This is a genomic window from Methanomassiliicoccales archaeon LGM-DZ1, assembly GCA_030168595.1.
Taxonomy (GTDB): Archaea; Thermoplasmatota; Thermoplasmata; order Methanomassiliicoccales; family Methanomethylophilaceae; genus Methanomethylophilus.
The window spans coordinates 1,227,271-1,241,775 of the sequence record CP115556.1 but is presented as its reverse complement, the minus strand read 5'-3'; the positions used below and the strand labels follow the sequence as shown (position 1 = coordinate 1,241,775).

The window sequence follows — 14,505 nt, the reverse complement described above, 5'->3', positions numbered from 1 at the left end:
CCATGTCCCAGCTCCCCGAAGGGGAGTCCTGCTGCCCGCCGGGGGTCATCAGGGAGCTGAGGAAGTACGGGGACGACAGGCCCGACCTCTGGGAGGGACTCCTCCGCGTCCAGGACCCCAGCGAGGATTCGCTCAGACGCGTCAGGGAGGCCGCAACAAAGACCGGGGACATCGGCAGGCTCTCTCCCGTGGACATCGACGTGCTGGCACTGGCAGCGGATGTGGGCGGGACGGTATGGTCGGACGACTATTCTATCCAGAATACGGCCCGCGCCATGGGCATCCCCTACAGGGGCGTCGGCCAGGCCGGCATCGTCCGGAAGGAGAAATGGAACTACCGGTGCATCGGCTGCGGCAAATGGTACAAGGAGAAGATGGACGAGTGCCCCATCTGCGGGTCCCAGATGCGCGCATACCGCAAAAGGCGATCAAGGCAGGAGATGCTTGCAGCGGATGAGCTTGCCCATCCTGCGGGTCCCGAGTATGCTCATGCAGAGGGCAGTGCTCCTGTCGCTGCGGAAAGCGAAGGTATCGGCGAGTTTCTTGTTGTTGGCCGCGATGTGGAGGGGCTTCCAGAGCACCGACCTCCATTCTTCCTCGTAAAGCTCCAGGGCCTTCCCTTCCTTCACATTGCGGGCGGCGGCCAGGCCGGCCATGCGCCCGGTCATCATGGCCTCGGGGATGCCTCCGCCGTTGACCGGCATGACCATGCCCGCCGCATCCCCTGCGAGGAGCACGCCGTCGGCGACGGTCTTCGATATCGGGCCCTCAGAAGGAACATATTTTCCTTTCATCGGGGTCAGCAGCTCGAGCCCGTGCATCTCGCAGAACCTGTCCATGTACTCTTTCAGGGACCCGTGCGAGAATGCGGGCGAGAACCCGACGCCGACGTTCGCCGTGCCGTTCTTGGGCATGATCCAGCCGTACGCCCCGGGCGCGATGCGCCCGAAGAACATCTGGATGGCGTCGCCGAAATCGCCTTTGGCCTGCGCAGAGACCGCAGGGTAAGGATTGGCATTCGCGGGAAGCCCGGCGGCCTTGGCCACGGCAGAACCGGGGCCGTCCGCTCCGATCAGCACCTTGAAGCCGATCTCGCCCGCCGAGGTCCGCGCCGTGCGCCCTGTGTAGCCTTCGAAAGCAGTGCCCAGCTTCAGTTCGGCGCCGGCCTCAACGGCCATGTCCATGTGGTACCTGTCGAAGCGGTCCCTGTCGGTGGTGTAGCCGGTGAACGGGAACTCCCTGACCTTCTGCTTCGGGTCGACGAGCCTGATCGAGTTCACTTTCCTGACCACGAGGCCATCAGGGACGGAGAAGAGCTCGTCGGAGCCGGAGTAGGCGGGAAACATGTCCTTGATCTCGCTGACGGAGGGCATCATCTCGCCGCAGCGGACCGGCACTCCGACGGCAGAGCGCCTCTCCAGGACGAGGGCGGTGAGCCCCTGCTCGGCGGCGGCGCGGGCGGCCTGGACCCCGGCAGGACCGGAGCCGATCACCAGAACATCGACGGAATCCACGGAGATCACCTATCGCGGGAAACGAAGAAATCGACCAGCTGGCACATAGCCGTCTTGTACTCGGAGTCCGGCAGGGGGTCGAGATGGCGCTTGGCCTCATCGGCGATGCTCTCGGCAACGGCGCGGCACCTGCTGATGGAATCTGTGCTCTTGATCAGGGCGATGGCCTCGGCGGCCTCGGCGTAATCGGAGGACGGGTCCTCGAAGATCTCGGCTATGCGGGGGCCCGCCTCCGGGTCCTGCATGCCCATGATGATCGGCAGGGTGGGCTTGCCCTCGACGATGTCGTTCCCGACCTTCTTGCCGGTGCTTCCGACATCCCCGGCGACATCCAGGACATCATCGATGATCTGGAACGCCATGCCTGCCTTGTAGGCGAAATCCCCGACGCAGTCGATGGTCTCGGCATCGGCGGAAGCGATGAAGGCGCCGCATTTCGCGGCGCACTCTATGAGGCGGGCGGTCTTCCCGCCGATGATCTTCATGTACTCGCTCTCGCCGACCGATTCGTTGCGCTCGTACTGCTTCTGGTCGAACTCGCCGGCGGCCAGGCCGGAGGCGGCATCGATGACGTAGTCCACGACCTCGTTCGAAGTGGAACCAAGGAGCCTGAACCCGAGAGCGAAAAGGTAATCGCCGACGACGATGGACTTCCCGATGGTGTACTCCCTGTAGAGCGCTTTGGCGCCCCGGCGGAGCTCTCCCTGGTCGTTGATATCGTCGTGGATCAGGGTAGCGTTGTGGATGATCTCGATGGCGGCCGCGACATCGATGGACCTGTGGAGGTTCCCGTCATCCCCGCCGCATGCATGGTAGGACAGGACGCAGATAGCAGGCCTGATCCTCTTACCATGGTTGGAGAGAACATAATCGCACATCTCCGTGAGTTCGGGGTTCTCAGAAAGTGTGACCTCCCGGATAACGGAGTCGACACGGTCGAGGTCCGAGGAAATGCAATCGTGCCAGTTCCCTGCCATTCATTGACCAATACTAGGACCCTACTTAAACATGATGCTGGGTCGGAAAAAAGGTAGGAAAATATCCCAGTCCGGCCGGCGCCGGATGCGGGCAGAGCGGGGCCAGGCCCCGCCGCCAGGCCTCAGGCAGGCTCCCACTTGCAGCGGACAGGCGAGGTTATCGCCTTCTCGGCCTTGAGCTCCTTGAAGGCGGCGTCGACCTCCTTCCTGTCAGCACCGAGAATCTTGGCGACCTCGCCTGCGGAGAGCGGCTTTCCTGCTTCTTTCATGGCCTTCAGAACATCATCCTTGACGGACATGTGCATGCATCCTTATGCATCGTATTAAAGCCGATTGTTCGGGAAGATGAACTGGGACATCCGTTACAATGCATGCCCGTGCCCCCTTTGGGATCGGAACCGAACCGGATCCGAAACAGACGATCCTGAGGAAAAGGCCGGCCCGGAGGCCGGGAAAAGGTTTCGCTGTCCGATCAGCCGAGCAGCGCAGACGCCGCATCGCTGCAGAGGTCGAGGATGATGTCGGGGTAGACACCGAGCACGACGACCGCGACGGCGCAGCAGAGGATCGCGAACTGGAAGGTCCTGGGGATCTTGATCTTGCCCTCGGACCCGGCAGCAGGCTTCTCGACATACATGGCCTTCACGACCCTGACGTAGTAGTACAGAGAGATCGCGGAGTTGATGATGGCGACGAATGCCAGCCAGATCCACTGGGTGATGACACCGCTCCCGTCTTCCGCGTAGATAGCTCCGGAGAACAGGACGAACTTGGAGGTGAATCCTGCCAGGGGAGGTATTCCCGCGAGCGAGAACAGGAAGAGGAGCATGGCGAACGCGGTCAGAGGAGCCCTCTTGGCCAGTCCGTTGTAGTCCGAGATCTTCTCGCCGATGCCGGCGCAGATGAGCGCACCGACGACCAGGAAGGCACCGCCCTTCATGAACACGTGGGTGAACATGTGGAACAGGCCGCCGGTCAGGGCGTACTCGCTCATGACGGCCATGGCGATCAGGATGTATCCGGCCTGCGCGATGGACGAGTAGGCGAGCATCCTCTTGATGTTGCTCTGGGAGATGGCGACGACGTTGCCGACGGTCATGCTGAAGGCGGCGATGATCGCGAAGATGTACTGGATCTCCTCGATGCCGAGCCCGGAGGCCACATGGGCCGCGACGAACATCACCAGGAAGATCTTGAAGAACACGACCAGCCCCATCTTCTTCGAGCCGGTGGCCAGGAAGATGGAGACGGGGGTCGATGCTCCCTCGTACACGTCGGGCGCCCACATGTGGAACGGAACGGCGGCGATCTTGAACCCGTAACCGGCAAGCATGCAGATGAAGCCGATGACGAAGGCCCAGGAGTACCCGGTGGCGGCGAGCTCGGTGCCCAGCTCGCTGAGGGTGAGCGTTCCGAGGGCGCCGTAGATCATCGAGATACCGTAGACGGTCAGCGCAGTGGACATTCCTCCGATGATGACGTACTTGACGGCGGCCTCGGCGGCGCGGGCGTCGTTCCTCTTCATGGCGACAAGCGCGTAGGAGGGGATCGAGACGGTCTCGACACCGACGAAGATCGCCACCAGGTCATCCGCGCAGGCAACGAACATCATGCCGCTGGTGGCGATCAGCAGGAGGGCGTTGTACGCTCCGAAGTGGAGGGTAGTGGTCTCTTTGCTGGATACGGACACGAACAGCACGATGAGCGCGACGATCTGGAACAGCAGGATCATCAGGCCGCTGAAGTCATTGTACGTGAACAGATTGGCGTAGGTCGCGTACTCCGAGGGGTAGTTGTCCCCGAGGAGCATGATCAGGTTGATCGCGATGCTGATGATCATTACGATCAGGGCGATCGCGGAGACGGGCGCTTTCTTCTTGAATCCGAAGTAGAGCGCCGGCATGATCAGGGCACCGATGATCAGTGTGACCATCGGGATGATCGGGGAATACTCCCCGAATATGTCAGTGATTACTGTAGCATCCATTTGATCACATCCATGCAGGATACGCGAAGTATCCGATCATATCGAGCGCGAGGTCGGGCCAGATACCGTAGAGCACCACGAGGAGGGCCACAGCCCCCATCGCGATGCCCTCGATCTTGTCGACATCATGGCACTTCTCAGTGTCTATGCGGGTGGTGAGGTGCCCGAAGAGGACCCTCTGCATGGCGAACAGGTAGTAACCTGCGGTCAGCAGGAGGTTCAGGAGGCAGAACACGAGGACCCAGATCAGGTCGTTGGCCTCGAGGTACTCGTAGAACGAGTAGATGATGCCGAACTCTCCCCAGAAGCCCATGAGGCCGGGGAGGCCGAGGGATGCCATGAACGCGAACATCATGAACGTCGCGTAGACAGGCACCTTCTGGGCCATTCCGCCGAGCAGAGCGATCTGCCTGGTACCGAAGTTGTGCCCGGCCATTCCGCAGACCATGAAGAGCATAGCGGAGATGAGACCGTGGGCGAACATCTGGAACACAGCGAAGTCGATACCTCCCTTGGAGAGGCAGGCCATGGAGACCATGACGAGACCCATGTGGGAGATGGAGGAGTATGCGACCATCTTCTTGAGGTCCCTCTGGGCGATGCACGCGTAGGCGCCGTAGACCATGGAGAGGAGACCCATGAAGATCATGACCTCCTGCCAGTTCTCGGCTCCGAGCTGAAGGTTCTCGATGCAGACCCTGATGATACCGTAGGAACCCATCTTCAGCATGACTCCGGCCAGGAGCACGGAGCCTGCGGTGGGCGCCTCGGTATGCGCATCAGGCAGCCAGGTATGGAACGGAACGGTAGGCATCTTGACGGCGAACCCGAAGAACAGGAGTCCGAAGACCAGAGTCTGGAAGGTCTCGCCGAAGCGGCCGCACGCCTGAGAGATGTACTCGAACGAGAAGTTGATCCCGCCACCGTTGATCGCCGCGGCCTCGAAGGCGAGCGCGAAGATACCGATGAGCATCACAAGGGATGCCACGTGGGTGTAGATCAGGAACTTGATGGCCGCGTAGTGCCTCCTCGCGCCTCCGTACCAGGAGATGAGGAAGTACATCGGGAGCAGGGTGATCTCCCACATGATGTAGAAGAGGAAGTAATCCTCTGCGGTGTAGACGCCCATCAGGCCGACCTCCATCATCAGCAGCAGCGCGTAGAAGTAGTGAGGCCTGTCCTCCTCCTTGTGGGAGAAGGGGATCACCACAGCTACGAGGAACGCCGTGAGGAAGACCATGAGGATGCTCAGCCCGTCGACGGTGAACATGAGGTTCATCGTCAGGCCGGCGGAGTCGATCCAGTTGGCGCTGAAATCGAACTGCCCGAGATCGTCAGCCTCGGTCATCAGGTACAGGGCCAGGACGAGGTCGATCAGGGCGACAACGAAGGCGGCGTATCCCGCCTTCTTCTGGAGCTTCTCCCCGCCCATGGCGAGCACTATTATCGCGCCCACGAGGGGGATCAGTATCATTGCGGGTAGTATGAAGGAACCGTCCATCTCACATGCCTCCGAAGACGTAGATCATGGCAAGAGTGAACAGCGCAAGCGCGACCACTCCGCCGATGACCACACCGGTGTAGGTGTGGACGTTCCCGTTCTGGGCCTTAGACATGAGGTCTCCTCCGCTGATGACAGCGTTGGAGAGCCCGTTGACGGTGCCGTCGATGACGTTCCTGTCGAAGTAGTCGACTCCCAGAGCGACATCGTATCCGAGCTTCCAGGCGACCTGGTCGTAGATCTCGGGCAGGTACCACCTGTTCTGCAGGACCCTGTAGAGCCTGGAGGTGCCGTTCTTGCTGAACTTCCCGGGGTCGATGCTGCGCTTGTCGTACATGCAGTATGCGAGCGCGATGGCGCAGAGGACCAGGATGATGGTCAGGTAGGTCTTCCAGTTGGTGAAGAGCTCTTCGACCCAGTGGAATCCCATGTCGGCCTCCCCGCCGCCGACCTTCCAGCCGGAGGATCCGAGGGAGATGGTGAACACGCCGTCCCATCCGAACAGGAGGGTGTAACCGAAGGCGAATGCGAAGAGGGACAGGACCAGCAGAGGCATGGTCATGCAGCGGGGCGCGTCGTGCTCGACGGCCTTGGCGTTCTCCCTGGGCTCGCCCCTGAAGGTCATGAACCAGAGCCTGAACATGTAGAAGGCGGTCATGAACGCGGTGACGACTCCGAGGAACCAGAGGAGCAGGAAGCACCAGCTGGTGATGTCTGCAGTGTCGTTGAACGCGTCGAAGGCGACATCGAGCACGAGGTCCTTGGACCAGAATCCCGCGAAGAACGGGAATCCGGCGATGGACAGGGCACCGATGAGCATGGTGGTGGAGGTGTAGGGCATCTTCTGCTGCAGGCCTCCCATGAGGCGCATGTCCTCGGTCCCGGTCTCGTGGATGACAGCACCGGAGCAGAGGAAGAGCAGGGCCTTGAAGAAGGCGTGGTTGGCCATGTGGAGCGTTCCCGCGGTGTATCCGAGGGCGCCTGCGGCCATCATGGCCGTGTCCCCGGACTCGATCCCGAGCGCGAAGAGGTAGCCTCCCGCACCGAGCGAGAGGAACATGTATCCGAGCTGGGACAGGGTCGAGTAGGCCAGGACCTTCTTGATGTTCATGTTGTTCATCGCCATGGTGGCGGTGAAGAAGGCGGTGACGCCCCCGATGATGGCCACGAAGAGCATGACCTCGCTGTTCATGGCGAACAGCGGGAAGCAGCGGGCCACGAGGTAGACACCGGCCTTGACCATGGTCGCGGCATGGATAAGCGCGGAGACGGTGGTGGGGCCGGCCATCGCATCGGGCAGCCAGTCGAGCAGCGGGAACTGGGCAGACTTGCCGATCGCACCTCCGAAGATGAGGAAGGATGCGAGGGTGAGCATGCTCTGGTCCGCGGCCTCGAGGTTGTCCATGTTGAAGACGACGGAGTAGTCGAGGCTCCCCATAGCGTAGGCGAGGACGAACAGGCCTCCCATGAGGCAGACGTCTCCGGCCCTGGTGACGAGGAACGCTTTCTTTGCAGCGGATGCCTTCTGGGGCGCTTCGGGGTGGTTGAATCCCCAGAAGCCGATGAGCAGGTAGGAGCAGAGCCCCATGACCTCCCAGAAGATGAACATGGTGAGCAGGCTGCCGGAGACGGCGAGGCCGAGCATTCCGGTGAGGAACAGGGAGACTTCAGCGAAGTACCTCCTCTTCCTCTCGCCCTGGTCGCCCATGTATCCGAGCGAGTAGATGAAGATCAGCATCGAGATGAACGATGCGAAGAGCATCATCAGGCAGGACAGCGAGTCGATGTAGTAACCGAGGTTGATGTCCAGGCTCCCGATGGAGAACCAGTGCATGCTGCTCTCCACAGCGTGGGGATAGCTGTCTCCCAGCCAGTATTCCGCAGAGACGAGGGCCGCGTAGACGAAGGCGAAGGCCGCACCGAAGATGGTGAGGTATCCTCCGTAGTGCTGCTTAGGGCCCATGTACCTGCCGAAGAACCCGACGATCAGGAAGCACAGCATCGGGACAAGGGGAACAAGCCAAACAAAGTCTATGAACTCCATCTTACCACCTCAGCTGGTTGAGATCGTCGGTGCTGACGGTCTTTCTCATCTTGTAGGCATTGAGCATAATGGCGATGCCGACAGCGACTTCGGCGGCGGCCACCGAGATCGAGAAGATCACGAAGACCTGTCCGAGCGCATCTCCGGAGTATGCGGAGAACGCGACGAAGTTGATGTTGGCGGCGTTGAGCATGAGCTCGATGCACATCAGGACGACGATGGTGCTGCTCTTGGTCATGATGCCGTAGGCTCCGATGACGAAGAGGATCGCTCCGAAGAAGAGGAAGAACTCAATTGGAATCATCTTTCTCCACCTCCTCCCTTGCGATGCATATGCCGCCGATCATAGCGGCGAACATGAGCGCGCCGAGCACGAGCAGCAGAGGCCCGTAGGTCTCGAGCACACCGTAGTTGAGCGAGCTGTCGTCGACAGTGTCGGTTCCGCCATTGTCGATGACGACGTCGTCGTACGGGATGGACTGAGGCTCATCATCGAACCCGAGGGGGCTGTCGTCCCACTCGTTGACGACGATGGCGAGCCCGAGGACGATCAGAAGGGCGGCGGCCAGCCCTACGGCTGCAGCGGTCCGCTTATTCATCGGAATCATCCTCCATGATGTACCTGCGGGTCAGCATGATGCTGAACGCGAACAGGACAGTGATTGCGCCTACGTAGACCAGTATCTGGATCACGCCGATGAACTCCGCTTCCAGGAAGAAGTAGGCCACACCGACGCAGAAGAACACGAGCGCGAGATAGAACGCGCTGTGCACCGGTATCCTGCTGGTGACAACGGCGACGGCCGCGGCGATGGCGATGGCAGCCAGGCAGACGAAGGCCACAAGGTCCGCGTTCCCCCAGATGAACACGCCGAAATCGACGAGCCAGTCCCAAATCTCAGTTAATATTCCCATCACAGCACCTCCTTGATGTGCAGAGCGTCCTTAGGACAGTCGTCCACACAGTTGCGGCAGCAGACGCACTTGGCGTCGTCCACCTCAGGCCATAGGATGGGGCGCCCCTTGGCGTTCTTCCCGTGCTCCACCATGGTGATGGCGCCGACGGGGCAGACCTTGGAGCATTTCCTGCAGCTGATGCACTTGGAGGACTCCAGCTCGGGGCGGTCGGTCCTGAGGGGGTCGATCCTCCTCTCGCCGTTCCCGTTCTTGAAGTCGGAGATGAGCGTCTCCTCGAGCTTGACCTTCATTCCCTCGGTCGTCTTGTCGTAGGCGAGCCTCCTGGGTCCGTAGATGAGGTCGGACCTGGTGAACTCGGCGAGCTCGACGATGGGGCTGACGGTCATGGCATCGACCGGGCAGTACTCGGCGCAGTAGGCGCAGAACGAGCAGCGGCCCATGTTGATCTGAGGCCTCTTGACGGGCTTGCCCTCGTCATCAGGGGTCTCGACCAGGATGATGGCCGCGCAGGGGCACATCCTGGCGCACATCCCGCATCCGATGCATTTATTGAAGTCCAGCGCCGGGCGTCCGCGGTAGTTGTCGGGCTCCCAGAGCGACTCATACGGATAGAGCACGGTGACCGGTCTGTGGATGGTGGTCCTCACGAGCAGCCTGCAGCATACCATGATGGGCTTGACGATCCACAGGTCCTTCCAGTTGCGGTGCCTTCCGTCCCTGTATTTCTCGTAATATTCGCTCAACAGAACACACCTCCCATTCTGAACATGAGAACTATGATCAGGTTGACGATCGAGAGGGGCATGAAGACCTTCCATCCGAGGTTGAGGATGGTATCGGTCCTGACACGGGCGGTTCCGAGCCTGAGCATGACGACCAAGAAGAACACTCCCCAAGTCTTGAGCAGCATGACCATCTCGGGCACGGGCCACCAGAGGTCCCATGCGTTGAGGTCTATGAAGGGCAGGGTCCAGCCTCCGAGGAAGAGGATGACGAAGATGCTGCAGGAGCAGGCGCCCCTCAGGTAGTCTCCGAGCATGATGAGACCCCACTTCATACCGCCGTACTCGGTCTGCCATCCCTCGACGAGCTCGGACTCGGCCTCAGCGAGGTCGAACGGAGAACGCTCGGACTCGGCAGCGGCGCACATGAAGAAGGACACCGCACCGATGCACTCGGGGATGATGAACCAGACATTGTCGTACTGGGCAGCGACCAGCTCGTTGATGTTGAACGTGCCGGCGAGCAGGCAGGTAGCGGCGATGGTGATGAGCATCGGCACCTCGTACGCCATCATCATCTCGGCGGCACGGATACCGCCGATGAGGGCGTATTTGTTGTTCTGGGACCATCCGGACACCAGGATGAACAGAGGGGCCAGCGCGTAAAGCGCCATGATGATCAGCAGACCGGTGCCGTAGTCGACCACGAACCACCTGTTGGACAGAGGGATCATGCAGTCGATGAGGACGGAGGTGCCGACGATGAGGGAAACGGTCCACCAGTATCCCATCTTGTCGATGCGGGTGGAGGCGATGTTGTCCTTCATGAAGGTCTTGAAACCATCGGCGACGCACTGCAGGAATCCCCACATGCCGATCATGGTTCCGCGTCTGTCCATGCCCCTTCCGAGGACCTTACGCTCCTCCCATAGGGCTACCAGGACGGCCAGGAAGGCCACCGCGAAGATGACGATCATGAAGATGACGAGCGCGAAGAAGTTGCTGGTGCCGTCGCAGACGAGCCACTCGGACACAGTGTTCCCGGGGAACAGCAGGTCGAGGAGCCATGCGAGAGTGCCGCCGATGATGTCCCAGAGCTTCAGGGAGATGTCGTACGGCAGGTTGTAGGCATCGCCGAACGGGTAGAACTCGTTCGACATGGGGTCCGGATAGTTGATCCAGTCGCGGATAGAGACGTAATCAGCCATTTTGGATCACCGGTCCGTCTCTCCGAGGCACATGTCTATCTGGGCCATGATGACCGGCACATCTGCGATCCTGCACCCGGTGCAGAGGTCCTTCGATGCCGACACATTGACGAAGATCGGGCTGCGCACCTTAAGCCTATAGGGCTTGTCGGTGCCGTCGGACACGAGGTACATGGCGGCCTCGCCGCGGCAGTCCTCGATCCTGCAGAAGGTCCTCCCTTCCGGAACATTGGTGGGCGCTTTGAGCCTGTAGGGGGCGTTCTTGCCGAGCTCCCTGACCTTCTCCATGGCCTCCCTGATGATCCTGGTCGCCTGGAACATCTCCTCGACCCTGACGAGATACCTGGAATAGGAATCTCCCGCGGTCTGGCAGGGGACATCGAAGTCGATCTTGTCGTAGTTGTCGTAGGGGTCGTCGCGGCGGACATCGAAGTCGATCCCGGTACCCCTTGCGGCGGCGCCGGTGATGCCGAGGTTCGCGCACCTCTCCCTGGTCAGGATACCGTTGCCGATGAGCCTGTGGGTGAAGGTGGAGTTGTCGTCGATAAGCCCGATCATGTCCCAGAGGGCCTTGTCGAACCTGTCGCAGCACCTGATGATATCCCTGTCGAAAATGTCGGTGGTATCGTTCCTGACACCGCCGATACGGGGGTAGTTGGTGGTCATACGGGCTCCGCAGAGCCTGATGTTCATGTCCATCCAGAACTCCCTCTCCCTGGAGGCCCAGAGGAATCCGGTGTAGTTACCCAGATCGGTTCCGATGGCCGCCAGCCACATGAGGTGGGACTGGAGACGGTTGATCTCGTCGGCGATTATCCTGATGTACTTCGCCTTCTCAGGCACCTCGATGCCGAGGGCCTTCTCGACGGTCATGCAGTAGAGGTGGGTATAGGTCATCGAGGCGGCGTAGCAGAGACGGTCCGCCATCGGGATGATCTTGGGGTAGGTCCTGTTCTCGACCTCTTTCTCCCATCCCCTGTGAAGGTATCCGACGATGGGCTCGGCATCGGTGACCATCTCACCGTCGACCTGGATCTTGAGGGTCCAGAGCCCGTGCGAGAACGGGTGCTGGGGGCCCATGATGACCCACATCTTGTCGGTGTCCATCTTCTGGGTCTCCGCCTGGAATATCGCTTTGGACTCCTCTTCCTTGAGGGCGCCCTGCGCGATAGCGGCGGCATCGAGCTTCCCCTCTTTGTCGACGGGGATCTCCTTGTCATCTTTCTTAAGCCATGCCATCAGTCCCATCCCCTGAGCTTGTACGACTTCCTGAACGGGAAGAACTCGTAGGTGTCCGGAGTGAGGAGCCTCTCGAGCTTCGGGTGGCCGTCGAATACGATCCCGAAGAGCTCCCAGGTCTCCCTCTCGTGCCAGTTCGCGCCGCCCCAGATGTCAGAGACGGTAGGAACGTGCAGGTCGTCGTTGGGAACATCGATGGTAAGCTCGACGACCTCTCCTTTGTAGTTGGTATAATTGCTGATGTGGTAGACCACCTGCATGCGGTCCTTCAGGTCGACGCCGATGACGGTCGAGCAGTGCTCGAAGTTCAGCTCGTCATGAAGATACTGGCACACAGCATGGATGTTCTCGCGGTCGGTCTTCGCGTAGACCCTGCGCACCTCGGTCTTGGTGACCTGGATGTGCCCGGGGAACTTGGACTCGAGTCCTTTCTGGATCTCGGGCTCCCACGTGTCATCATGTTCGCGTAGTTCTGCAGCCATTTGCGCACCTCAGTTCTTGAGGAAGGCTCCGCGCCTGAAGTAGCTGTCAATCTTCTTCTGGAGGAGCATGAACCCGTCGATCATCGCATCAGGCCTGGCAGGGCATCCGGGGATGTAAAGGTCCACCGGGACAATCTGGTCCAGACCCTGGACGGTGTTGTAAGAGTCATACCAAGGCCCGCCGGAGATGGCGCACTCGCCCATGGCGACTGCCCACTTCGGGGAAGGCATCTCCTCCCAGAGCCTCCTGAGATGCGGGCGGATCTTCTTGGAGATCCATCCGTTGACGAGAAGGATATCGGTCTGCCTGGGCGACGACCTGTAGATCATCCCGTACCTCTCCGCGTCGAAACGCGAAGCGGACGCCTGGGACATCTCAAGCGCGCAGCAGGCGAGCCCCCAGTGCAGAGGGTGCATCGAGTTCTTCATGGCCCAGGACCAGATAGGTCCGGTGAGCTTGTCGATGGTCCTCCTGGTGCCGGAGCTCATGAGGTCGTTGATCATGGCTGTGGACCAGCTCATGAACTCGTCCGCGCTCATGGCGACGGCGTGGGGGTAGAGGCTCATATCCATATTTTCTCCTCCTTCTTGAGAGAGTACACAACGCCCATCAGCAGGATGCCGAGGAATATGAGAACGTAGCAGGTGGCCGCGTCCGACAGACCGTCGAACGCCACCGACCAGATCAGAAGGAACGTGACCACGAGGTCGAATACCACGAATATCAGAGCGAATGCGTAGTACTGCAGCCTGAACATGATGCGCGTATCCCCGATCGGGACGGAACCGCACTCATATGTCTCCTCAGTCCACTTGGATGACCTCGCAGGCCTGATGAGCCTGGAGACCAGCCATGCCAACGGCGCGAATCCGAGGGAAATAATCCCCACGAATAGTAATGGCAGGTAGCTTAAGACTAGTGACATTGGTTTTCGCGATGCCTTCAACGTATATAATAAGGAACGCGGGAAATGCCAACTTCCTTTATAAATGGCAATTAATAATTGAATTTAATTTATTCTAAATATTCGTTTAAGAATCCATGAAAATATTATAAGAAAGCGCACCGCTGGGAAGGGCATGGCATACAGGATCGCTTTCATCGGGGCCGGCAGGATGGCTGGGGCCATGATCGGAGGGCTCCTCTCCAAAGGGGTCTACAGAAAGGATGAGATCGCAGCCTGCGCCCCCACGCAGGCCACTCGCGACCGCATGTCCCAGACGTACGGGATCAGCATGTACGGGTCCGCCAAAGAGCTCGAGGGCTCGGCCGACGTGTTCGTGCTCGCCGTGAAGCCGAAGAACATCGGCCCCCTGTTCGCCGAAGAGGGCACGGAGCTGAAAGAGGGAAGCCTCCTCATCAGCATCGCAGCAGGCGTGAAGATGAAGACGCTGGCAAAATACGCTCCGGGATGCAGGATCGTCAGGGTCATGCCCAACCACTGCTGCCTGGTGTTCGAGGGCGCTTCTGGGTATGTGATGGGCCCCGGATGCACCGATGCGGACAGGGGCATCGTTAAAGGCATCCTCGAGGCCACCGGCAAGGCAGTGGAGGTCAGGGAAAGCGACCTCGATGCCGTCACCGGCGTATCCGGAAGTTCCCCCGCGTTCATATATATGTTCGCTGACGCGATCATCAAAGCAGGGGTCAAGTACGGCCTCAGCGAGGAGCAGTCGAAGATCCTGGTCGCCCAGAGCCTCATCGGCTCCGGGAAGATGATCCTCGAATCCGGGATGTCGGTGGAATCGCTCATCGACGGCGTCTGCTCTCCGGGCGGGACCACCATCGAAGGGGTCAAGGTGCTCCGCGAGGGCGGGCTCGATAGCCTGACCGAGAAGTGCATCGACGCCACCGTCGCCCGCTCGATAGAGATGGGCAGAGAGTGAGGAACTCACCGTCAATCTCATATGTG

The 14,505-nt window shown here is 60.3% G+C and carries 16 protein-coding genes and 1 pseudogene; 2 read left to right on the top strand and 15 right to left on the bottom strand.

All coding sequences use genetic code 11. The annotated features are described in order from the left end of the window. Window positions 1–2 precede the first annotated feature (2 nt). A pseudogene (locus tag O8W32_06055) lies at window positions 3–161 on the top strand (nucleic acid-binding protein). A 267-nt stretch (window positions 162–428) separates the two neighbouring features. Here O8W32_06055 and O8W32_06050 read toward each other — a convergent pair. From O8W32_06050 to O8W32_05980, 15 genes are all read right to left on the bottom strand, one after another. Then, window positions 429–1,514: an NAD(P)/FAD-dependent oxidoreductase gene (locus O8W32_06050; GenBank protein WII08733.1), complete on the bottom strand. Its 1,086-nt coding sequence runs from the start codon at window positions 1,512–1,514 to the stop codon at window positions 429–431. Between the two features lie 5 nt (window positions 1,515–1,519). Continuing rightward, on the bottom strand, window positions 1,520–2,491 hold the full coding sequence (locus O8W32_06045) for a polyprenyl synthetase family protein (protein ID WII08732.1): 972 nt from the start codon (window positions 2,489–2,491) through the stop codon (window positions 1,520–1,522). 122 nt (window positions 2,492–2,613) lie between these two features. Continuing rightward, window positions 2,614–2,790: a transcriptional regulator gene (locus tag O8W32_06040; GenBank protein ID WII08731.1), complete on the bottom strand. Its 177-nt coding sequence runs from the start codon at window positions 2,788–2,790 to the stop codon at window positions 2,614–2,616. 173 nt (window positions 2,791–2,963) lie between these two features. Further along, a complete protein-coding gene (locus O8W32_06035; protein WII08730.1) occupies window positions 2,964–4,478 on the bottom strand; it encodes an NADH-quinone oxidoreductase subunit N in 1,515 nt (504 codons plus the stop codon). A 4-nt stretch (window positions 4,479–4,482) separates the two neighbouring features. Continuing rightward, a complete protein-coding gene (locus tag O8W32_06030; GenBank protein ID WII08729.1) occupies window positions 4,483–5,979 on the bottom strand; it encodes an NADH-quinone oxidoreductase subunit M in 1,497 nt (498 codons plus the stop codon). A 1-nt stretch (window position 5,980) separates the two neighbouring features. Further along, window positions 5,981–8,023, bottom strand: coding sequence for a proton-conducting transporter membrane subunit (locus O8W32_06025; protein WII08728.1), 2,043 nt, complete (start codon window positions 8,021–8,023; stop codon window positions 5,981–5,983). Window position 8,024: 1 nt separating this feature from the next. Then, the gene (nuoK, locus tag O8W32_06020; GenBank protein WII08727.1) at window positions 8,025–8,327 is read right to left on the bottom strand and encodes an NADH-quinone oxidoreductase subunit NuoK; all 303 of its coding nucleotides are present in this window, start codon (window positions 8,325–8,327) and stop codon (window positions 8,025–8,027) included. Next, window positions 8,314–8,622, bottom strand: a complete 309-nt coding sequence (locus O8W32_06015) for a hypothetical protein (protein WII08726.1) — start codon at window positions 8,620–8,622, stop codon at window positions 8,314–8,316. Before O8W32_06015 ends, nuoK begins: the two co-directional genes overlap by 14 nt. Then, window positions 8,615–8,938, bottom strand: coding sequence for an NADH-quinone oxidoreductase subunit J (locus O8W32_06010; protein ID WII08725.1), 324 nt, complete (start codon window positions 8,936–8,938; stop codon window positions 8,615–8,617). Before O8W32_06010 ends, O8W32_06015 begins: the two co-directional genes overlap by 8 nt. Continuing rightward, entirely contained in the window at window positions 8,938–9,684 is a 747-nt protein-coding gene (locus O8W32_06005; GenBank protein WII08724.1) for a 4Fe-4S binding protein, read from the bottom strand. Before O8W32_06005 ends, O8W32_06010 begins: the two co-directional genes overlap by 1 nt. Next, window positions 9,681–10,871: an NADH-quinone oxidoreductase subunit H gene (locus O8W32_06000; GenBank protein WII08723.1), complete on the bottom strand. Its 1,191-nt coding sequence runs from the start codon at window positions 10,869–10,871 to the stop codon at window positions 9,681–9,683. Before O8W32_06000 ends, O8W32_06005 begins: the two co-directional genes overlap by 4 nt. 6 nt (window positions 10,872–10,877) lie before the next feature. Then, window positions 10,878–12,110 (bottom strand): NADH-quinone oxidoreductase subunit D, encoded by a 1,233-nt coding sequence (locus O8W32_05995; GenBank protein WII08722.1) that lies wholly within the window; start codon window positions 12,108–12,110, stop codon window positions 10,878–10,880. Then, window positions 12,110–12,592, bottom strand: a complete 483-nt coding sequence (locus O8W32_05990; GenBank protein ID WII08721.1) for an NADH-quinone oxidoreductase subunit C — start codon at window positions 12,590–12,592, stop codon at window positions 12,110–12,112. The genes O8W32_05995 and O8W32_05990 overlap by 1 nt, the downstream gene beginning before the upstream one ends. A gap of 9 nt (window positions 12,593–12,601) precedes the next feature. Further along, a complete protein-coding gene (gene nuoB, locus O8W32_05985; protein WII08720.1) occupies window positions 12,602–13,165 on the bottom strand; it encodes an NADH-quinone oxidoreductase subunit NuoB in 564 nt (187 codons plus the stop codon). After that, window positions 13,156–13,518, bottom strand: coding sequence for an NADH-quinone oxidoreductase subunit A (locus O8W32_05980; GenBank protein WII08719.1), 363 nt, complete (start codon window positions 13,516–13,518; stop codon window positions 13,156–13,158). Before O8W32_05980 ends, nuoB begins: the two co-directional genes overlap by 10 nt. 154 nt (window positions 13,519–13,672) lie before the next feature. Here O8W32_05980 and proC point away from each other — a divergent pair, with 154 nt between their 5' ends. Further along, window positions 13,673–14,479: a pyrroline-5-carboxylate reductase gene (gene proC, locus O8W32_05975; protein WII08718.1), complete on the top strand. Its 807-nt coding sequence runs from the start codon at window positions 13,673–13,675 to the stop codon at window positions 14,477–14,479. The last annotated feature ends 26 nt before the right edge of the window (window positions 14,480–14,505 follow it).

Coding starts and splice junctions, on each gene's coding strand:
- O8W32_06045 (WII08732.1), bottom strand. CDS start 2,491: ATGGCAGGGAACTGGCACGATTGCATTTCCTCGGACCTCGACCGTGTC.
- O8W32_06040 (WII08731.1), bottom strand. CDS start 2,790: ATGTCCGTCAAGGATGATGTTCTGAAGGCCATGAAAGAAGCAGGAAAG.
- O8W32_06035 (WII08730.1), bottom strand. CDS start 4,478: ATGGATGCTACAGTAATCACTGACATATTCGGGGAGTATTCCCCGATC.
- O8W32_06030 (WII08729.1), bottom strand. CDS start 5,979: ATGGACGGTTCCTTCATACTACCCGCAATGATACTGATCCCCCTCGTG.
- O8W32_06025 (WII08728.1), bottom strand. CDS start 8,023: ATGGAGTTCATAGACTTTGTTTGGCTTGTTCCCCTTGTCCCGATGCTG.
- nuoK (WII08727.1), bottom strand. CDS start 8,327: ATGATTCCAATTGAGTTCTTCCTCTTCTTCGGAGCGATCCTCTTCGTC.
- O8W32_06015 (WII08726.1), bottom strand. CDS start 8,622: ATGAATAAGCGGACCGCTGCAGCCGTAGGGCTGGCCGCCGCCCTTCTG.
- O8W32_06010 (WII08725.1), bottom strand. CDS start 8,938: ATGGGAATATTAACTGAGATTTGGGACTGGCTCGTCGATTTCGGCGTG.
- O8W32_06000 (WII08723.1), bottom strand. CDS start 10,871: ATGGCTGATTACGTCTCTATCCGCGACTGGATCAACTATCCGGACCCC.
- O8W32_05995 (WII08722.1), bottom strand. CDS start 12,110: ATGGCATGGCTTAAGAAAGATGACAAGGAGATCCCCGTCGACAAAGAG.
- O8W32_05990 (WII08721.1), bottom strand. CDS start 12,592: ATGGCTGCAGAACTACGCGAACATGATGACACGTGGGAGCCCGAGATC.
- nuoB (WII08720.1), bottom strand. CDS start 13,165: ATGGATATGAGCCTCTACCCCCACGCCGTCGCCATGAGCGCGGACGAG.
- O8W32_05980 (WII08719.1), bottom strand. CDS start 13,518: ATGTCACTAGTCTTAAGCTACCTGCCATTACTATTCGTGGGGATTATT.
- proC (WII08718.1), top strand. CDS start 13,673: ATGGCATACAGGATCGCTTTCATCGGGGCCGGCAGGATGGCTGGGGCC.